Below are 20,157 nucleotides of genomic sequence, written 5' to 3'. Positions count from 1 at the left end.
CGGGCCTGGCTGTGATGGCTGGGTCGTGGGAGCATCCGATCCTTGAGAACTCAACAGCGTGCACTTGTCAAATGCCAAATTATCCTCGTCTAGCTTCGGCTAGTTGAGAATTCCTTTGGATCAAAGACCAACCTCCTTGTGGGGTTGGCAATGGATGAAGTCAGCAATGAATTTGTCTCTTTGGTCAGCATCAAACTCGCTGCGTCACCGTTTTCCCGGTGGGGTATGCATTTCTTTTTTACGGAGAGTTTGATCCTGGCTCAGGATGAACGCTGGCGGCGTGCTTAACACATGCAAGTCGAACGGTGAACACGGAGCTTGCTCTGTGGGATCAGTGGCGAACGGGTGAGTAACACGTGAGCAACCTGCCCCTGACTCTGGGATAAGCGCTGGAAACGGCGTCTAATACTGGATATGTGACGTGACCGCATGGTCTGCGTCTGGAAAGAATTTCGGTTGGGGATGGGCTCGCGGCCTATCAGCTTGTTGGTGAGGTAATGGCTCACCAAGGCGTCGACGGGTAGCCGGCCTGAGAGGGTGACCGGCCACACTGGGACTGAGACACGGCCCAGACTCCTACGGGAGGCAGCAGTGGGGAATATTGCACAATGGGCGCAAGCCTGATGCAGCAACGCCGCGTGAGGGACGACGGCCTTCGGGTTGTAAACCTCTTTTAGCAGGGAAGAAGCGAAAGTGACGGTACCTGCAGAAAAAGCGCCGGCTAACTACGTGCCAGCAGCCGCGGTAATACGTAGGGCGCAAGCGTTATCCGGAATTATTGGGCGTAAAGAGCTCGTAGGCGGTTTGTCGCGTCTGCTGTGAAATCCGGAGGCTCAACCTCCGGCCTGCAGTGGGTACGGGCAGACTAGAGTGCGGTAGGGGAGATTGGAATTCCTGGTGTAGCGGTGGAATGCGCAGATATCAGGAGGAACACCGATGGCGAAGGCAGATCTCTGGGCCGTAACTGACGCTGAGGAGCGAAAGGGTGGGGAGCAAACAGGCTTAGATACCCTGGTAGTCCACCCCGTAAACGTTGGGAACTAGTTGTGGGGTCCATTCCACGGATTCCGTGACGCAGCTAACGCATTAAGTTCCCCGCCTGGGGAGTACGGCCGCAAGGCTAAAACTCAAAGGAATTGACGGGGACCCGCACAAGCGGCGGAGCATGCGGATTAATTCGATGCAACGCGAAGAACCTTACCAAGGCTTGACATATACGAGAACGGGCCAGAAATGGTCAACTCTTTGGACACTCGTAAACAGGTGGTGCATGGTTGTCGTCAGCTCGTGTCGTGAGATGTTGGGTTAAGTCCCGCAACGAGCGCAACCCTCGTTCTATGTTGCCAGCACGTAATGGTGGGAACTCATGGGATACTGCCGGGGTCAACTCGGAGGAAGGTGGGGATGACGTCAAATCATCATGCCCCTTATGTCTTGGGCTTCACGCATGCTACAATGGCCGGTACAAAGGGCTGCAATACCGCGAGGTGGAGCGAATCCCAAAAAGCCGGTCCCAGTTCGGATTGAGGTCTGCAACTCGACCTCATGAAGTCGGAGTCGCTAGTAATCGCAGATCAGCAACGCTGCGGTGAATACGTTCCCGGGTCTTGTACACACCGCCCGTCAAGTCATGAAAGTCGGTAACACCTGAAGCCGGTGGCCTAACCCTTGTGGAGGGAGCCGTCGAAGGTGGGATCGGTAATTAGGACTAAGTCGTAACAAGGTAGCCGTACCGGAAGGTGCGGCTGGATCACCTCCTTTCTAAGGAGCATCTGACACTTTCGGGTGTCCAGAACCCAGATCGAGAACGTTCGTTTCTCGCTGGGAGCTCATGGGTGGAACATTTGACATGGTGCGAAGGATGCTGTTCTTCTCCAGTACGCCACTTCGGTGGTTGGAACGGGGAGGGTGGCGGATGTCGCACCTGCACGCTGTTGGGTCCTGAGGGACCGGATGCGGATCTTTCGGGATCTGGTCTGAACCTCTGGGCCTCTTTCTGTTTCCCCCGTGTGGGGTTGTGGATAGGGGCACCGCCCGTACTTTGAGAACTACACAGTGGACGCGAGCATCTTGCAGCTGGCTTCGGTCAGTTGCACAAGATGATCTTAAAGATCATTAGTCAATTTCAGATTCCATCTTCGGATGGGGTCGAGTTTTTGATTCAAACTCATGTGATTTCAAGTCTTTAAGAGCAAACGGTGGATGCCTTGGCATCTGGAGCCGAAGAAGGACGTAGCAATCTGCGATAAGCCTCGGGGAACTGATAAGCAAGTTTTGATCCGAGGGTGTCCGAATGGGGAAACCCCGCTGGGCGGCGTGCCGACCTAGTGACTCCCGCCTGAATATATAGGGCGGGTAGAGGGAACGTGGGGAAGTGAAACATCTCAGTACCCACAGGAAGAGAAAGCAACCGCGATTCCGTTAGTAGTGGCGAGCGAAACCGGAACAGGCTAAACCTAGCGTGTGTGATAGCCGGCAGGCGTTGCACGTTGGGGGTTGTGGGACTTTTCAGTCATCTCTGCCGAGGTGGCGGCGTTACAAGAAGGTATAGACGAACGGTCTTGAAAGGCCGGTCATAGAGGGTGCCAACCCCGTAGTCGAAATGCCTCTCTTGGCGCGAAGAGTATCCCAAGTAGCACGGGGCCCGTGAAATCCCGTGTGAATCTGTCAGGACCACCTGATAAGCCTAAATACTCCCAGATGACCGATAGCGGACAAGTACCGTGAGGGAAAGGTGAAAAGTACCCCGGGAGGGGAGTGAAATAGTACCTGAAACCGTTTGCTTACAAACCGTTGGAGCCTCCTTAGTAGGGGTGACAGCGTGCCTTTTGAAGAATGAGCCTGCGAGTTAGCGATATGTGGCGAGGTTAACCCGTGTGGGGTAGCCGTAGCGAAAGCGAGTCTGAATAGGGCGATTCAGTCGCATGTCCTAGACCCGAAGCGAAGTGATCTATCCATGGCCAGGTTGAAGCGACCGTAAGACGTCGTGGAGGACCGAACCCACTTAGGTTGAAAACTGAGGGGATGAGCTGTGGATAGGGGTGAAAGGCCAATCAAACTTCGTGATAGCTGGTTCTCTCCGAAATGCATTTAGGTGCAGCGTTGCGTGTTTCTTGCCGGAGGTAGAGCTACTGGATGGCCGATGGGCCCTACAAGGTTACTGACGTCAGCCAAACTCCGAATGCCGGTAAGTGAGAGCGCAGCAGTGAGACTGTGGGGGATAAGCTTCATAGTCGAGAGGGAAACAACCCAGACCACCAACTAAGGTCCCAAAGCGCGTGCTAAGTGGGAAAGGATGTGGAGTTGCCTTGACAACCAGGAGGTTGGCTTAGAAGCAGCCACCCTTGAAAGAGTGCGTAATAGCTCACTGGTCAAGTGATTCCGCGCCGACAATGTAACGGGGCTCAAGCACGCCACCGAAGTTGTGGCATTGACATTATTGGTAGGCCTTCGTGGTCCAGCCGTGTTGATGGGTAGGAGAGCGTCGTGTGGCCAGCGAAGCGGCGGTGTAAACCAGCCGTGGAGGCTACACGAGTGAGAATGCAGGCATGAGTAGCGAATGACGTGTGAGAAACACGTCCTCCGAAAGACCAAGGGTTCCAGGGTCAAGCTAATCTTCCCTGGGTAAGTCGGGACCTAAGGCGAGGCCGACAGGCGTAGTCGATGGACAACGGGTTGATATTCCCGTACCGGCGAAGAACCGCCCAAGCTAATCCAGTAGTGCTAAGTGTCTGAATCCCAGTGACTGATCCCTTCGGGGTGACGCTCTGGGCCTAGCGCACGACCCCATTCTGGTGCGGTTAGCGTATTAACAGGTGTGACGCAGGAAGGTAGCCCAAGCCAGGCGATGGTTGTCCTGGTGCAAGTGCGTAGGCCGAGTCGTAGGCAAATCCGCGATTCACATAGGCTGAGACACGATGCGGATAAAAAGTGGGTGATCCTATGCTGCCAAGAAAAGCATCGACGCGAGGTTCTAGCCGCCCGTACCCCAAACCGACTCAGGTGGTCAGGTAGAGAATACCAAGGAGATCGAGAGAATCGTGGTTAAGGAACTCGGCAAAATGCCCCCGTAACTTCGGGAGAAGGGGGGCCTTCGGCGTATAGGGATTTACTCCCGAAAGCGTTTGGAGGCCGCAGAGACTAGTGGGTAGCGACTGTTTACTAAAAACACAGGTCCGTGCCAAGTCGCAAGACGATGTATACGGACTGACGCCTGCCCGGTGCTGGAAGGTTAAGAGGACCGGTTAGCCGCAAGGCGAAGCTGAGAATTTAAGCCCCAGTAAACGGCGGTGGTAACTATAACCATCCTAAGGTAGCGAAATTCCTTGTCGGGTAAGTTCCGACCTGCACGAATGGCGTAACGACTTCCCAACTGTCTCAACCGCGAACTCGGCGAAATTGCATTACGAGTAAAGATGCTCGTTACGCGCAGCAGGACGGAAAGACCCCGTGACCTTTACTACAGCTTGGTATTGGTGTTCGGTGTGGCTTGTGTAGGATAGGTGGGAGACTTTGAAGCATGGACGCTAGTTCGTGTGGAGTCATTGTTGAAATACCACTCTGGTCACTCTGGATATCTAACTTCGAACCGTAATCCGGTTCAGGGACAGTGCCTGGTGGGTAGTTTAACTGGGGCGGTTGCCTCCCAAAAAGTAACGGAGGCGCCCAAAGGTTCCCTCAACCTGGTTGGCAATCAGGTGTCGAGTGTAAGTGCACAAGGGAGCTTGACTGTGAGACTGACAGGTCGAGCAGGGACGAAAGTCGGGACTAGTGATCCGGCAGTGGCTTGTGGAAGCGCTGTCGCTCAACGGATAAAAGGTACCTCGGGGATAACAGGCTGATCTTGCCCAAGAGTCCATATCGACGGCATGGTTTGGCACCTCGATGTCGGCTCGTCGCATCCTGGGGCTGGAGTAGGTCCCAAGGGTTGGGCTGTTCGCCCATTAAAGCGGTACGCGAGCTGGGTTTAGAACGTCGTGAGACAGTTCGGTCCCTATCCGCTGCGCGCGTAGGAAATTTGAGAGGATCTGACCCTAGTACGAGAGGACCGGGTTGGACGAACCTCTGGTGTGTCAGTTGTTCCGCCAGGAGCACCGCTGATTAGCTACGTTCGGGATGGATAACCGCTGAAAGCATCTAAGCGGGAAGCCGGCCTCAAGATGAGATTTCCATACCTTCGGGTGAGAGGCTCCCAGCCAGACTACTGGGTTGATAGGCCAGATGTGGAAGTGCAGTAATGCATGCAGCTGACTGGTACTAATAAGCCGATGACTTGATAACACACCGTTTGTTGGTGCTACGCGTCCACTGAGTGGTTCTCGATGTACGGTCGAGAACCGCATAACAACAATGACTTTGTTATGTGTTTGATTGAAACATCAATAGTGTTTCGGCGGCCATAGCGTGAGGGAAACGCCCGGTTACATTCCGAACCCGGAAGCTAAGCCTCACAGCGCCGATGGTACTGCAGGGGGGACCCTGTGGGAGAGTAGGACACCGCCGGACTCCTTTTAGACAAGAAAGCCACCCAATGCTGGGTGGCTTTCTTGCGTTGTGCTCGAGGAGAGCACGAAGAGCCATCCCTCGTGGGGTGGCTCTTCTGCGTTAACACGACCGTCGCAACGCAGTTCAGCGCTTCAAGCGTGCCTCGAGCATGGCCGCGCACTCCTGCACAGCGGCAGCGAGCAGGTCCTCATCCAGATCCGCACGGCCCCACGTCACCGCCACCGCGGCAACCGGCCAGCCGGCAGCGTCGAGAACTGCGGCGCCCACACTGCGCAGCCCGTCCGCGATCTCACTGTTCTCCGTCGCATATCCCCTCGTCCGCACATCGCGGAGCAGTTCGCGCAGTTCGCGCGGCGTGCGAGGTCCGAGTCCCGTGCGATCGGGGAACGCCGAGACGTCCGGATAGAGCGCCCGCACCTGCTCGCGGGGGAGCTCCGCCAGCATCGCGCGGCCCGAAGCCGTGAGGTGCGCGGGAAGCCGCACACCCACATCCGTCACCAACGCCGGCCTCCGAGGTGCGCGTTCCTCGACGATGTACAGCACATCCCCACCGCTCATCACCGCCAGGTGCGCGCTCTCCCCCAACCGGTCCGAGAGCGCAGCCACCAGAGGACGGCCCCTTCGCGCCAAAGGCTGTTGGCGCGTGTATCCGCCGGCGAGCTCGAAAGCCGAGGTGCCGAGCCCCCAGCGTCTCTCCTCGCGCAGGTGCAGCACGAATCCGTGAGCGGCCAGGGTGGTGAGCAGGTGATAGACCGTGGACCGGGGCAGTTCGAGCTCGCGCGCGATCGCCGACGCCGCCACGGGCGCGGGCCGTCCGGCGAGATAGCTCAGGATGCGGAGCGTGTTCTCCGCCGCAGGCACCTGCGCGGTCGGCACTTCCGCCGCAGGCATCTGCGCGGTCGGCTGCTGCGCGGTCAGCGCTTCCACCGCCGGCACCCCCACCTCCGGCACCTGAGGGCTCTTCGCGTTGTCTGGGATCACAGACATAGCATTACACGAACGGGTGTCCCCGGCCACACGTCGGGTGTGGAATCGAACCATGACCGAACTTGCCCCCGTGCTGGTCGGAGCGGCCCCGCTGTCTCCCGCCGATGTCGTCGCCGTCGTCCGTCGCAACGCACCCGTGCAGCTCGACGCGGATGCGCTCGCGCGCGTCGCCGACACCCGTCGCGTGATCGACGGTCTCGCGGCGGACCCGAACCCGCACTACGGCGTGTCCACCGGGTTCGGCGCTCTCGCGACCACCTTCATCGCCCCCGACCGTCGCATGCAGCTGCAGGCCAGCCTGATCCGCTCGCACGCCGCGGGCACCGGGGCCGAGGTCGAGCGCGAGGTCGTGCGCGGACTCCAGCTCCTGCGGCTGCAGACCCTCGCCTCCGGCCGCACCGGCGTGCGTCCGGTCGTTGTCGAGACCTACGCCGCGCTGCTCAACGAGGGCATCACGCCTGTCGTCCGCGAGTACGGCTCGCTCGGCTGCTCCGGCGACCTCGCACCTCTCGCCCACATCGCCCTGGCTGCGATGGGGGAGGGAGAGGTCCGCGATGCATCCGGCGCACTGCTCCCCGCCACCGAGGCCCTCGCCGCCGCCGGCATCGAGGCGCTCACCCTCGTCGAGAAGGAGGGGCTCGCGCTCATCAACGGCACCGACGGCATGCTCGGCATGCTGGTGCTCGCACTCCACGACCTCGAGACGCTCCTGCTCACCGCCGACCTCGCCGCGGCGATGTCGGTCGAGTCGCAGCTCGGCACCGACGCGGTGTTCGCGGCTGACCTGATGGCTCTTCGTGCGCAGACGGGGCAGGCCGAATCCGCCGCCAACCTGCGCGCATTCCTCGGTGACTCCCCCATGGTCGCGAGCCACAAGGGGCCGGACGACGGCCGGGTACAGGACGCCTACTCACTGCGCTGCTCGCCACAGGTGCATGGCGCCGCGCGCGACACCCTCGCCCATGCGACGCTGATCGCCGGACGCGAGCTCGCCAGTGTCATCGACAACCCCGTCATCACCCTCGACGGACGCATCGAGTCGAACGGCAACTTCCACGGTGCTCCGGTCGCGGCTGTGCTCGACTTCCTCGCGATCTCGGTCGCCGACGTCGCCTCGGTCTCCGAGCGTCGCACGGATCGCGCGCTGGATCCGGCCCGCAGCCACGGGCTTCCTCCCTTCCTCGCAGACGAGGTCGGAGTCGACTCCGGCCTCATGATCGCGCAGTACGCGGCAGCGGGGATCGTCTCCGAGCTCAAGCGCCTCGCGGTGCCGGCATCCGTCGACTCGATCCCCTCCTCGGCCATGCAGGAGGATCACGTCTCGATGGGATGGGCGGCCGCCCGCAAACTGCGCCGGGCGATCGACGGCCTCGGCCGCGTGCTCGCGATCGAGATCCTCACCGGCGCCCGCGCCCTCGACCTGCGCGCCCCGCTGCAGGCCGGACCCGCGACCGGAGCCGCGCGCGACCTGGTCCGCACCGTGGCCGACGGCCCCGGACCCGACCGCTTCCTCTCGCCGGAGATGGAAGCCGTCACCGCCCTCGTCCAGTCGGGCGACGTCGCCCGCATCGCAAAGGAGCACGCTCATGGCTGAGTCCACCGCATCCGACACCACCGCATCCGACACCTCCGCATCCGACGCTCCGGTCTCGGGACCCCGCGTCGTCCGGGCCGCCCGGGGCAACCAGCGCACCGCGAAGAGCTGGGGCGCGGAAGCCGCCAAGCGCATGCTGATGAACAACCTCGACCCCGAGGTGGCCGAGCACCCCGAAGACCTGGTGGTCTACGGCGGCACCGGCAAGGCCGCCCGCAGCTGGGACGCATACGACGCGATCGTGCGCACCCTCGACGAGCTCGAGCCCGACGAGACCTTGCTGGTGCAGTCGGGCAAGCCGGTCGGCGTCTTCCGCACGCACGAGTGGGCACCGCGCGTACTCATCGCCAACTCGAACCTGGTCGGCGACTGGGCGACCTGGCCGGAGTTCCGCAAGCTCGAAGAGCTCGGCCTCATCATGTACGGGCAGATGACCGCCGGATCCTGGATCTACATCGGCACGCAGGGCATCCTGCAGGGCACCTACGAGACGTTCGCCGCCGTCGCCCGCTCGCTCGGCCGCGACTCGCTCCGTGGCACGCTCACCCTCACGGGCGGAGCCGGCGGGATGGGCGGTGCCCAGCCGCTGGCGGTGACCATGAACGACGGGGTGGTGCTGATCGTCGACGTCGACGAGTCGCGTCTCGTCCGTCGCGTGGAGCACGGCTACCTCGACGAGTACACGACCGACCTCGATGCGGCCGTCGCCCGAGTGCTCGCCGCCAAGGATGCAGGGGAGGCCCTCTCGGTCGGCGTGGTCGGCAACGCGGCCGAGGTGTTCCCCGAGCTGCGGCGTCGCGGTGTGCCGATCGACATCGTGACCGACCAGACCAGCGCCCACGACCCGCTCGCCTACCTCCCGCTCGGCATCGCCGTGGTGGACTGGAAGGCGGAAGCCGAGCGCGACCCCGAGGAGTTCACCCGCCGCTCGCGTGCGTCGATGGCCGCTCACGTCGAGGCGATGGTGGCGTTCCAGGATGCGGGGGCCGCGGTGTTCGACTACGGCAACTCGATCCGTGCCGAAGCGCAGCTGGGCGGTTTCGCCCGCGCGTTCGAGTTCCCCGGATTCGTGCCGGCGTACATCCGCCCGCAGTTCGAGGAAGGACGCGGACCGTTCCGCTGGGCAGCGCTCTCCGGCGACCCGGAAGACATCTACAAGACCGACCGCGCGATCGCCGAGCTCTTCCCCGAAGATGCCGCCCTGCACCGCTGGCTCGAGAAGGCCGGCGAGAAGGTGCACTTCGAGGGGCTGCCCGCCCGCATCTGCTGGCTCGGCTACAAGGAGCGCCACCTCGCCGGACTCAAGTTCAACGAGATGGTTGCGTCGGGCGAGCTGTCAGCTCCGATCGTGATCGGTCGCGACCACCTCGACTCCGGCTCGGTGGCATCGCCGTACCGCGAGACCGAGGCGATGAAGGACGGCTCCGACGCGATCGCCGACTGGCCGCTGCTGAACGCCCTGCTCAACACGGCCTCCGGCGCGTCGTGGGTGTCGCTGCACCACGGTGGCGGTGTCGGCATCGGCCGTTCCATCCACGCCGGTCAGGTCACCGTCGCCGACGGCACGGAACTCGCGGCCGAGAAGCTGGAGCGCGTGCTGACGAACGACCCGGGTACCGGCGTGATGCGTCACGTCGACGCCGGCTATGAGCACGCCCGCGAGGTCGCCCGCGAGCGCGGCCTCAAGGTCCCGATGCTCTGACAGGCTCAGGACATGGCAACGCTCATCACGAACATCGCGGAACTGACCACGAACGTCGCCACCGGCGACGACATCACCGGCACCCTCACCGATGCCGCCGTGCTGATCGAGGGCGAGCGGATCGCCTGGGTCGGTGCCGCCGCAGAGGCGCCGGAAGCCGATGAGGTCGTGGACGCCGGGGAGCGTGCGATGATCCCCGGATTCGTCGACAGCCACAGCCACCTCGTCTTCGGGGGCGATCGTGCCTCCGAGTTCGAGGCGCGCATGGCGGGGCAGAAGTACGCCGCCGGCGGCATCCGCTCCACCGTCGCCGCCACCCGCGCCGCGAGCGATGACGAGCTGCGCGCACGTCTGCGGGGCTTCCTCGACGAGATGCTCGCACAGGGCACCACGACGGTCGAGATCAAGAGCGGATACGGGCTGAGCGTCGCCGACGAGGAGCGCCTGGTGCGCCTGGCCGCCGAGGTGACGCCCGAGGTGACATTCCTCGGGGCGCACGTCGTCCCGGCGGAGTACGCCGACCGCGCCGACGCGTACGTCGATCTGGTCACGGGCCCCATGCTCGACGCCTGCGCTGCGCACGCGAAGTGGATCGACGTCTTCTGCGAGACCGGTGCGTTCACGGTGGCGCAGTCGCGGCGCGTGCTGGAGGCGGGCATCGCGCGCGGACTCGCGCCCCGCGTGCACGCGAGCCAGCTCGGCCCGGGCGAGGGCGTGCGGCTGGCCGTCGAGCTCGGCGCGGCATCCATCGACCACGGCACGTACCTGACGGATGCCGACATCGATGCCCTCGCCGGATCCGACACCGTGCTCACGCTGCTGCCGGGAGTCGAGTTCTCGACGCGGCAGCCGTATCCGGACGCGCGCCGTCTGATCGACGCGGGAGTGACCGTGGCGCTGGCGTGCGACACGAACCCGGGCTCGAGCTTCACCTCATCGATGCCGTTCTGCATCGCGGTCGCCGTGCGCGACATGGGAATGACCCCGGCCGAAGCCGTGTGGGCGGCGACCGCCGGCGGCGCGAAGGCGCTGCGTCGGGACGACATCGGCGTGATCGCGCCCGGTGCCAGGGCCGACCTCGTGATGCTGGACGCACCGACGCGCATCCACCTCGCCTACCGTCCGGGAGTGCCGCTCGTGCGCACCGTCTGGAAGGACGGCCGGACGATCGGCTGAGGCCGAACCCCCGCCGGCCGCCCAACCGCCGAACGCTCAGCCGATCGACCCGCTTCAGCCCAGAGCCTGCGCGACGACCACCGCGGCTGCGGCCGACCATGCCTGCGGGCGGCAGGCCGCGGGATAGGGAAGGGGCGCGCCACCGGGAACGAGGGCATCGCCCGCGTGCAGCTCGGGAACGCGGTACTCGAAGCCCTCCGCGAGGTCGAGCAGCTGCTCGGCGACCATCCGCGCGTCGGTGTCGAGCCCGGCGCGCATCATGCCGTGCACGGCGATCGCGGTGTCATGTGCCCAGACGCTGCCGCCGTGATAGCTCAGCGGCCAGTAGCCGGCGGCTCCGGTCGACATCGTGCGGATGCCGTAGCCGCTCGACATGCTCGGTGCGGTCAGCAGTGCCGCACAGGCCTGTTCCTCCTCCGGGTCGAGGATGCCGGTGCCGATCAGGTGTCCGATGTTGCTCGTGAGGGTGTCGACGGGGGCGCCGTGCGCGTCGAGGGCGATGGCCGGGTAGCGGCCCTCGGGCGTGGTCACCCAGTAGGCGGCGCGGAAGCGTTCGCGTAGATCTGCGGCCCACGTCCTGAGCTCGGCCGCGCCGGGTTCACCGAACGTGTCGAGCAGGTCGGCACCACGGATGGCGGCTTCGTAGGCGTAGCCCTGCACCTCGCTCAGGGCGATGGGGCCCTCGGCCAGGCGCCCGTCGCGCCACTGGATCGAGTCGCCAGAGTCCTTCCACCCCTGGTTCGCGAGGCCGTGGCCCGACTCGTCCGCATAGTCGATGAAGCCGCTGCCCGACGCGTCGCCGTGCACCGTCATCCAGGTGAGCGCCGCCCGAAGAGCCGGGAGCAATGCCCGCACCTCGCGCTCGGACATCCCCTCGGCATGGGCGTCGGCGAGCAGGCAGACCCAGAGCGGAGTCGCGTCGACGGTGCCGTAGTACAGCGGCGGCAGATGCACGCCCTCGTTGGGCAGCGAGAGGGCGCCGCTCCGCAGCTCGTGCGCGATCTTGCCCGGAGCCTCGGCCGTCGACGCATCGTGCGCGGTGCCCTGCAGGCGCGCCAGCACGCGCAGGGTGGAGGCCGCCATGTCGGGGTCGATCGCGAGCGCGAGCCGTGCGGCCCAGAGCGAGTCCCGTCCGAACAGCGTGAAGAACCAGGGCGCTCCGGCGGCGTAGAACGCGTCCTCCGGGTGCGCGGGCAGGGCGAGGCGGAGCGCGGAGAGATCCGCGGTTGCCTGCTCCATCCAGCGCGCCGCGCGCGAGTCGGTGGGAACGGTCGGCTGCGGCGCGCGCGACGGCAGCGCGGCGGTGACGACGAGGGAGGGGTCGTCGAGGTCAACCGACCAGACCACGGCGGCAGAGCCGCGCGGCGGAACCACCACGTCCCACCGCAGCACCAAGGTGTCTCCGTCCTCGGCCACCGTGGCCTCGGGGGCGGTGAGCGCGAACGACGCCTCTCCCGCACGGCAGACGGATCCGTCCCAGGTCCAGGCCGCATCGGCGGCGAGCCCGGCCTTGACCTGCTGCATCGGCGCGAAGTCCGGGACCATGCGCACGGTGAGGGTCATCGGAACCGGGGTGCCGAGGTGCGACGCGACCGTGATCCGCTCGGAGAAGGCACCGGCGGCGACCCGCCGGTCGCGATCCATCCGCACCTTCGGATCGGCCGATTCGTCGTCGAGCCCGCGGAGCAGATCCGTCAGGAGCGCCTGCTGCGGCACCGGCGACGTGCATCCGATGGATTCGAGCGCGGTGCCGTCGACCGTGGTCTCGATGCTCCGGATGTGTCGCACGTCGCCGTGGTAGATGCCGTGGATCGGAGCGGTGCCCATGCGGCCGACATCGTCGGACCATGCCTGGGTCGGTGCCTCGAGCATGATCACGGCGTCGTCCAGCAGCGGCTGGAGGGGCGGGGTGGGGGTCATTCCTTGACGGCTCCTTCTGTGGAGTTCATGATGCGGCGCTGGAAGACGAAGAACATCACGGCGACGGGGATCGTCATGATGAGTGCGGCCGCCAGCTTGAGCGGGTACTGGGTGCCCTGGCTGAGTCCGCCGCTGGCCAGGGATGCGACGCCCTTGGTCAGGGTCGTCAGGGCGGGGTCGTTGGTGGACACGATGAAGTGGCTGAGCTCGTTCCAGGAGCCCTGGAACGACAGGATCACAATCGTCACGAGCGCCGGCGTCGCCATCGGCAGCACCACCGACCAGAACAGCCGGAACGTGCCGGCACCGTCGATGCGGGCCTGCTCCTCGACCGACTCGGGGATCGACTCGAAGAAGTTCTTCATGATGAACACCCCTGCCGCGTCGACGAGCAGCGGCAGGATCATCCCGGCATACGAGTTGAAGATGCCGAGCTGGTTGATCACGAGGAACTTGGGGATCAGCAGCACGACGGTCGGCACCGACATCACGGCGACCAGCGCGGCGAAGATGACACCCCGCCCGCGGAAGCGGAGTCGAGCCAGTGCGTACCCGGCGAGCGAGTTGAAGAACACGCGCCCAGCCGTGACGAAGATCGTCACGATCGCGCTGTTCACGAACCACGAGGGGAAGTCGGAGTTGCGGAACAGGCGCTCGTACGCGGCGAACGTCCACACGTCGGGGATGAGCGTGATCCCACTGGACGCGGCATCCTCATCGGTCTTGAAGCTCGTCGCGACCTGGATCAGGAAGGGATAGATGTAGATGACCGCGAGGATGATCAGCAGCGCGTAGAGCGCGATCTGCCAGGTCAGCTGCTTCGACGAGAGCCGCCTCATGACGAGGCTCCCTTCGACGAGGACGATGACGCGTACGAGGACGAGGACGCGTACGCGCGGATGCGACGCTTCGAGACCGGCCGATCACGCAGCACCCATCGCTGCAGGAGCGTGAAGATCACGATGATGACGAACAGGATGAACGCGATAGCCGCTCCCTGCCCCCACTCCTGGTTCTGGAACGCGGTCTGGTACGAGAGGTAGGCCGGGGTGAGCGTGGTCTTGCTCGGTGCTCCCCTGGTGCCCGTGTAGATCTGGTCGAACACCTGCCAGCAGCCGATGAGGCCGAGGGTGAGCACGGTGAACAGGGTCGGGCGCAGCTGGGGCAACGTGATGCGCCAGAACCGCTGCCAGCCGTTCGCGCCGTCCATCATGGCGGCCTCGTCGACGTCGGCGCCGAGGTTCTGAAGACCGGCGAGGAAGATGAGCATGAACGTTCCGGAGGTCGTGAAGATGGCCATCAGGATGTACGCGCTCATCGCGACAGAGGGGCCGGCGAGCCATTCCCACCACGACACTCCGAGCGTGCCGCCCTGGGTGAGGGCCGCGGGGCCGGCATCGACGCCGACCGTGCCGAGCGCCAGATGCAGGATGCCGCGTGGATCGTTGAACCAGTTGGGGCCGTTGATGCCGAACCAGGAGAGCACATCGTTGACGGCTCCGCTCGAGGTGAACAGGAACATCCACAGCACGGTGATCGCGACGGTGCTGGTCACGGAGGGGAAGTAATAGGCGGTGCGGAAGAATCTCCGGCCACGGAGCATGGCGCGGTTCACGAGGATCGCGAGGAACAGTGCGAGCGCGGTCTGCAGCGGGACGACGAGCAGCACGTACCAGGCGTTGTTGCGCAGCGACGTGCCGAAATCCTTGGTCGCGAGACCGCCGTCGGTGAGGACGGCGGCGAAGTTGTCGGCGCCGACGAACGAGACCGAGCCGGAGAGGGGGCTGCCGCGACCGCCCCAGTCCGAGACGCTCACCCAGAGCGCCATGAGGACGGGGATGAGGAGGAAGACGCCGAGGATCACGATCACCGGCGCCGTGAACAGCCATCCGGCTGCCGCCTCGCCGCGGCGGAGCCCGGAGGCCCTGCCGCGGCGAGGCGCTGCCTTGATCGCCATGGCTACTTGACGACCGCTTCGAGGTTCGACTGGACGGAGTCGAGGATCGTCTTCGGGTCGGACGTCTTCAGCGACTCGAGCTGCGAGTTGAAGTCGGCGATGACGTCGGCGGTCCCGGCCTGGTTCGGCGGGAACTGCGCGTACTCCGCGCCCGCGAGGAACGGCTCCAGCTCGGGGTTCGCCGAGGTCCAGGGCGCGGCGGCGGACTTGATGGACGGCATCGGACCGAATGCCTTCGAGAAGGCGAGCTGGCTGTCGGCGCTCGTCAGGTACTCGACCAGGTCGAGGGCGGCCTGCTGGTTCGGGCTGTCGGCAGCCATGCCCCAGCAGTTCGTGAACTGCAGCGTGCCCTTGTCGCCGGCGCCCTCGGGAAGCTCGGCGACCGTGTACTGCAGGCTGCTGTAGTCGTTCGAGAGCGCTCCGGTGATCCAGTTGCCCTCGATCACCATGGCGGCGGACTGCTTGCCGAGCGCTTCGCCGCCCCATCCGGCCCCGACATCCTTGGCGTACGCGAACGTGCCGTCGACGAGGTGCGACTTCACGTAGTCCAGGGCCTCGACGTTGGCGGCATCGTCGGCGATGACCGTGCCGTCGTCGACGAGACCGCCGCCCGCCTGTGCCATGAAGACACCCACGCGCTGGTACTCGGCGCCGAAGGCGAGACCGACGTGATCCGCGGTCGTGAGCTTCTGCGCCACCGCGGCGAGGTCGTCCCAGGTCTTCGGGAGGTCGGCGTCGGTGAGACCGGCGTCGGTCCACATCTGCGTGTTGATGATGAGCGACAGGGTGGAGAAGTCCTTGGGCGCGCAGTAGAACGTGCCGTCGACCGTGAAGTTCTCGACGAGCGACGGGTAGAAGTCGTCCTTGTTGGCGAGTTCGTCGCCGTAGGCCTTGAGCGATCCGTTGGCCGCGTAGCCCGAGGCCTGGTCGGCGGAGAGGTAGAACAGGTCGGCCGGGTCGCCGGCGGCGAAGCCCTGCGACAGCTCCTGGTCGAGGTTGGTCGCGGTCTGCACCTTCGCCTTGATGCCGGATTCGGCCGACCAGGCGTCGACGGCGGACTGCACAGCGGATGTCTCGGCGTCACCGGACGAGCCGATCAGGACGGTGAGCGCGTCGTCGGAAGAGGTGAGCCCCTCGTCGTCCGCCTTCTGGTCGTCTCCGGCGAAACCGGAGCCGCAGCCGGTGAGCACGAGCGCGCTGGTGAGCAGCACCGCCCCGGTACCGAAGACTGCGCGAGTGGTGTGCCGTGTCATGGTCTCTCTCCTTTGATGAGTCACTGCGGGCGACGGCCTCGGGAGGACCGTGCGGGTTCGTCGCAGAAATTTGAACGATCAAACTCTGCGTGGAATAGGCTAAGCGGGAGTCGCGGGAAGTGTCAACCCGGGCGTGAACGAGGAGGTGCGATGGCGAAGGCGCCGACCGTCGAAGACGTCGCCGAGCGCGCGGGCGTCTCCCGGCAGACGGTCTCGAACGTGCTCAACACTCCGGACATCGTCCGCCCGGCGACCAGAGAGCGTGTCATCGCGGCGATCCACGAGCTCGGCTATCGACGTCACGCGGCCGCGCGACAGCTGCGGTTGCGGCGCAGCTCGACGATCGGCATCCGCCTCGATCCGTACCTCGGCGGGATCTCCGGCGTCGTCCTCGACCGCTTCGTGCACGCGATCACCGAGCGCGCGAGCGAGCGGGGGATGCGGATGCTCGTCTATGCCGCACGCACGCGGGAAGAAGAGATCCAGAGACTGTCGGAGCTCTGGGAGGGGTCGGAGATCGACGCTGCGATCATCACCGGCACCTCGCGCGACGATCCGCGCGTGCGCAGCCTGGATCAGGACGGGCTGCCTTTCATCTCGTTCGGTCGGCCGTGGGGGGAGGACGACATCGCCGACCCGCGCCACCTCTGGGTCGATGTCGACGGCGCCGCGGGAACGCGCGCCGCGACCGAGCACGCGCTGACCCGCGGCAGCAGCGTCGCGTTCCTCGGATGGCCGACGGGATCGGGCACGGGTGACGACCGGGAGCGCGGCTGGCGCGAGGCGATGGCCGCGGCCGGAGTCCAGGGCGCGCGGTTGACGGCGGAGGAGGGGGTTCCGTTCGCCCGCACCGTCGTCGATGCGGCGCTCGCCGCGGGGCCGGCACCGGATGCCCTGGTGTGCGCCAGCGACTCGCTCGCCGTGGGCGCGCTGCTGGCGGTCGCCGCCGCGGGGCTCTCGCTGCCGGTGATCGGCTTCGACAACACGCCGACCGCCGAGGCGCTGGGCTTCTCGAGTGTCGAGCAGCGTCCGGAGGATGTGGCGACGGCGGTCCTCGAACTCCTGATGGGGCCGACGGGCGAGATCGTCGCCCCGCGCACCCTGCAGGCGGGGTCGGCACACGCACTGATCGCCCCCGAGCTCGTCGTGCGCTGAGCGGCGCCCGAGCCTCTATGCCGCGCGGCGCATACGCAGCGCGAAGGCGATCCCGGCCAGTGCGATCACGACGATCCCGTACCCCACGCACACCGTTTCGAGGCCGACGATCCCGACCAGCGAGCCGGCGATCACGGCCGGCACCCCGAACGCGAGGTACGCCAGCAGGTAGATCACGGCGAACGTGTCGGCGCGCTGCGTCGCCGGGATCCGCGGTGCCAGCGACGCCACGACGCCGGAGAACGCCGTGCCGAATCCCATGCCCGTCACAGCGGCCGCGACGAGGTAGAACGGCAGCGATCCGAGGCCGAGCGCGATCAGGGACAGCAGGGTTCCGACCGCCAGGGCCGATGTGCCGAACAGCACCATCGACCGGGCCGCGATCTTCCGGAGCGTGAACGCCGTCACGGCCCCGACCCCGGCGAGCAGAACGACGCCGAGGCCCTGCCAGACGTGGGCCTCGCCGCCGAGTTCGCTCCGCACGATGTTCGCCCCCAGCGACAGGAACAGTCCGCCCGTCGCCCACCCTGCGATCACGGCCGGAGCGCCCCGCCAGAAGTCGGCCCGGATCGCGGACGGGATCGACAGGCGGAAGCTCAGCGATGCCCACACTCCTGGCGTGCGGGGCGCGGTCTCCGGGACGAGGAAGAACAGGGCGGCGAGCACGATGTAGGCCGAACTTAGTGGAGCGAACACGTCGAGCAGGGCCTCGCCGCTGACGTCGAGCATCACCCCCGAGGCGAGTGCGCCGAGCGCGAGGCCGATCCCCGGGCTGAGCGCGTTCCACAGGGCGGCGATCCCGGCCCGTCCACCGGGGGCGAAGTCGAGGACCGTGGCGGACAGCGCCGAGATGAGCAGACCGCTCGCGATGCCTTGCAGGATGCGGGCCAGGAACAGCATGGCCACAGCGTCCGCATGCCAGAACAGGAACATGCTTCCGGCGAGGAGCAGGAACCCCACGATCGCGACCGGTCGACGACCGACATGATCCGAGAGGGAGCCGGCGGTGAGCAGGGTGAGCAGCAGCGCCACCGCGTAGACGGCGAACACGGCGCTGATGACGATCGCGTCGAAGCCGATCTCCTGCGCGAGCACCGGGTAGAACGGCGAGGGAGCGCTCGCACCGACCATCATCAGGATCTGCGCGACGATCGCCAGGACGAATCCGAACCGCGTCCGCGGCCGAGGCGGTGCGGTCGGCTGCGGGACGGCGACGATCGGCTCGGTCGTGGTCATGGCGTCTCCTCGTAAGGTTCGAGAATCATCGAACTATCGGAGCGTACTCGCCATCCGTCGATTGTTCAACTATTCTCGAACTATGCCTGGCGATCTTCCCCATCCGGAGCGCTCCGAGATCCAGCTCACCGACGTGCTCTTCGCGCTCAGCGACCCCGAGCGCCTCGCGATCACGCGCCAGCTGGCCGACGGCCCCCTCGACATGGCCGCCTGCCATGCCACCGACCCGAATCTCCCGAAGTCGACCAAGTCGCACTTCATGAAGGTGCTGCGCGAAGCCGGCGTCATCCGCAACGAGCCGAACGGACGCCGGCGGATGCTGACGCTGCGACGCGACGACCTCGACGCGCTCTTTCCCGGGCTGCTCGACTCGGTGCTGTAGGCCTCGCGGATCCCGCCATCACGTTTGAGATACGTTCGCGGTCGTCGCGTGTGCAGGCGGATAATGTGCCTTCATGAAAACTCGGCACGTCGCTGCGGTGCTGCTCGTCACGCCACTGCTTGCGCTCACGGCGTGCACCCCGGGCGCAACCGGAACTCTCGGTCTGCTCCGGCAGGAGGATGGCTCCCTCGAAGTGCTCGTGCGCCTCTGTCACGGGTCTGTCGATCTTCTCAACCTGCAGGCCATCAACTCGTTCCCTCCGGACTCCGAGCTCGGATCTCAGCCCGACGACAACGGGTGGCAAAACGTCAAGGCCAGGGAATACCCGATGCCCGCGCCGATCGTGGGGGATGCCGAACTCGCCATGCCGTTTCGGGAGAGAACCCTCGGCTCGGATGTGCTCTTCCTCTTGACGGCCTACGGAGACGACGGAGAGAACGCGGTCTCGGGCCAGTTCGGAGCGAGTGAGCTGGCGGACGTGCAGCCCGGCGAGGTGTTCACGCCCATCGGGATGTTCGCATCCGACATCTGGGATTCGTCCGACGACCCGATCGTGAGTCGCGAGGAGTTCGAGCGTTTCGCCGACGACTTCTGTTCGTGACGGTCGGCGCGGGGAGGGGCGACGCCGTTTTCGCGCCTGAGCTCTCAGCGCTTGCCCGCCAGGGAGAGTGAGTGTACAGTCACTCATATGTCCACCACGCGCAGTTCGATCCTCTCCACGGCAGACGCCCGCAAGCCCCTCGTGGCCGCGGCGGCGCTGGCGGCGTTCGCACGCGGCGGGTATCACGGCACCACCGTCGCCGACGTCGCGCGCGAGGCCAAGATCTCGCCGGCTTACGTCTTCAAGCTGTACTCCGGCAAGGAGGCACTGTTCGTCGTCGCGCTGGAAGCGTGCTTCGACGCGATCGTCGCCGCCCTGGAAGAGGGGGCGGACGCAGCGAGTAATGCGTCGCCCGAGGGGGTCCTCGACGCGATGGGGGATGCGTACGCGCACCTCATCTCCGACCGGACGCTGCTCATGCTGCAGGTGCACGCGCAGTCGGTGGCCGAGATCCCCGCGATCGGCGAGGCGCTTCGAGCCGGGCTCGAGCGCGTCACGACATTCGCGAAGACTCGTTCGCGAGCAGACGACGATGATGTGCAGCGGTTCATCGCCTATGGGCAGCTCTGCCACCTGATCGTCACCACCCAGCTCGACGGGCGCCCCGGGGAATGGGTCGCCCTACTCACGAAGGGGATCACGCACCCCGGCTGATCCCTCCCCGGAGTGGGCCCTTCTTCGCATGCCCT

13 protein-coding genes and 3 rRNA genes are annotated in these 20,157 nt (G+C 65.4%); 10 read left to right on the top strand and 6 right to left on the bottom strand.

Annotation, left to right across the window (positions count from 1 at the left end; genetic code table 11):
• Window positions 1-237 precede the first annotated feature (237 nt).
• The 3 genes from GZ64_RS0104115 (at window position 238) to rrf (ending at window position 5,505) form a co-directional block, all read left to right on the top strand.
• A 16S ribosomal RNA gene (locus tag GZ64_RS0104115) occupies window positions 238-1,761 on the top strand.
• Between the two features lie 414 nt (window positions 1,762-2,175).
• Window positions 2,176-5,280, top strand: a 23S ribosomal RNA gene (locus tag GZ64_RS0104110).
• A 108-nt stretch (window positions 5,281-5,388) separates the two neighbouring features.
• Window positions 5,389-5,505, top strand: a 5S ribosomal RNA gene (gene rrf / locus GZ64_RS0104105).
• Together the 16S, 23S and 5S rRNA genes form the textbook arrangement of a ribosomal RNA operon.
• Window positions 5,506-5,628: 123 nt before the next feature.
• Here rrf and GZ64_RS0104100 read toward each other — a convergent pair.
• On the bottom strand, window positions 5,629-6,396 hold the full coding sequence (locus GZ64_RS0104100; protein ID WP_029265251.1) for an IclR family transcriptional regulator: 768 nt from the start codon (window positions 6,394-6,396) through the stop codon (window positions 5,629-5,631).
• Between the two features lie 148 nt (window positions 6,397-6,544).
• Between GZ64_RS0104100 and hutH the strand changes: the two genes are divergently transcribed.
• From hutH to hutI, 3 genes are read left to right on the top strand one after another with little or no spacing between them, the layout of a single operon-like run.
• Entirely contained in the window at window positions 6,545-8,086 is a 1,542-nt protein-coding gene (hutH, locus tag GZ64_RS0104095) for a histidine ammonia-lyase (protein ID WP_029265250.1), read from the top strand.
• A complete protein-coding gene (gene hutU, locus GZ64_RS0104090; protein WP_029265249.1) occupies window positions 8,079-9,788 on the top strand; it encodes a urocanate hydratase in 1,710 nt (569 codons plus the stop codon). The genes hutH and hutU overlap by 8 nt, the downstream gene beginning before the upstream one ends.
• 12 nt (window positions 9,789-9,800) lie before the next feature.
• A complete protein-coding gene (gene hutI, locus GZ64_RS0104085; protein ID WP_029265247.1) occupies window positions 9,801-10,964 on the top strand; it encodes an imidazolonepropionase in 1,164 nt (387 codons plus the stop codon).
• 54 nt (window positions 10,965-11,018) lie between these two features.
• Here hutI and GZ64_RS0104080 read toward each other — a convergent pair whose 3' ends face one another.
• The 4 genes from GZ64_RS0104080 to GZ64_RS0104065 are packed head-to-tail and all read right to left on the bottom strand — an operon-like array spanning window position 11,019 to window position 16,094.
• On the bottom strand, window positions 11,019-12,884 hold the full coding sequence (locus GZ64_RS0104080; RefSeq protein ID WP_029265246.1) for a glycogen debranching N-terminal domain-containing protein: 1,866 nt from the start codon (window positions 12,882-12,884) through the stop codon (window positions 11,019-11,021).
• Window positions 12,881-13,723, bottom strand: coding sequence for a carbohydrate ABC transporter permease (locus tag GZ64_RS0104075; protein WP_029265245.1), 843 nt, complete (start codon window positions 13,721-13,723; stop codon window positions 12,881-12,883). Before GZ64_RS0104075 ends, GZ64_RS0104080 begins: the two co-directional genes overlap by 4 nt.
• Window positions 13,720-14,841, bottom strand: coding sequence for a carbohydrate ABC transporter permease (locus GZ64_RS0104070; protein WP_029265244.1), 1,122 nt, complete (start codon window positions 14,839-14,841; stop codon window positions 13,720-13,722). The genes GZ64_RS0104075 and GZ64_RS0104070 overlap by 4 nt, the downstream gene beginning before the upstream one ends.
• A gap of 2 nt (window positions 14,842-14,843) precedes the next feature.
• A complete protein-coding gene (locus tag GZ64_RS0104065) occupies window positions 14,844-16,094 on the bottom strand; it encodes a sugar ABC transporter substrate-binding protein (RefSeq protein ID WP_029265243.1) in 1,251 nt (416 codons plus the stop codon).
• A 150-nt stretch (window positions 16,095-16,244) separates the two neighbouring features.
• Between GZ64_RS0104065 and GZ64_RS0104060 the strand changes: the two genes are divergently transcribed.
• The gene (locus GZ64_RS0104060; protein WP_029265242.1) at window positions 16,245-17,249 is read left to right on the top strand and encodes a LacI family DNA-binding transcriptional regulator; all 1,005 of its coding nucleotides are present in this window, start codon (window positions 16,245-16,247) and stop codon (window positions 17,247-17,249) included.
• A gap of 15 nt (window positions 17,250-17,264) precedes the next feature.
• On the opposite strand, the gene GZ64_RS0104055 is transcribed toward GZ64_RS0104060, so the two are convergent.
• A complete protein-coding gene (locus GZ64_RS0104055; protein ID WP_029265241.1) occupies window positions 17,265-18,485 on the bottom strand; it encodes an MFS transporter in 1,221 nt (406 codons plus the stop codon).
• Between the two features lie 82 nt (window positions 18,486-18,567).
• Between GZ64_RS0104055 and GZ64_RS0104050 the strand changes: the two genes are divergently transcribed.
• The 3 genes from GZ64_RS0104050 (at window position 18,568) to GZ64_RS0104040 (ending at window position 20,122) form a co-directional block, all read left to right on the top strand.
• A complete protein-coding gene (locus GZ64_RS0104050) occupies window positions 18,568-18,867 on the top strand; it encodes an ArsR/SmtB family transcription factor (RefSeq protein WP_029260154.1) in 300 nt (99 codons plus the stop codon).
• Window positions 18,868-18,940: 73 nt separating this feature from the next.
• Window positions 18,941-19,468, top strand: a complete 528-nt coding sequence (locus GZ64_RS0104045) for a hypothetical protein (RefSeq protein ID WP_136025486.1) — start codon at window positions 18,941-18,943, stop codon at window positions 19,466-19,468.
• A gap of 87 nt (window positions 19,469-19,555) precedes the next feature.
• Entirely contained in the window at window positions 19,556-20,122 is a 567-nt protein-coding gene (locus GZ64_RS0104040; RefSeq protein ID WP_029260152.1) for a TetR/AcrR family transcriptional regulator, read from the top strand.
• Window positions 20,123-20,157 lie beyond the last annotated feature (35 nt).

This window comes from Microbacterium sp. Cr-K32 (assembly GCF_000708345.1).
In the GTDB taxonomy this organism is placed as follows: domain Bacteria; phylum Actinomycetota; class Actinomycetes; order Actinomycetales; family Microbacteriaceae; genus Microbacterium; species Microbacterium maritypicum_A.
Note: the sequence above shows the minus strand (reverse complement) of the source record. Positions and strands in the feature narration are given on the sequence as shown.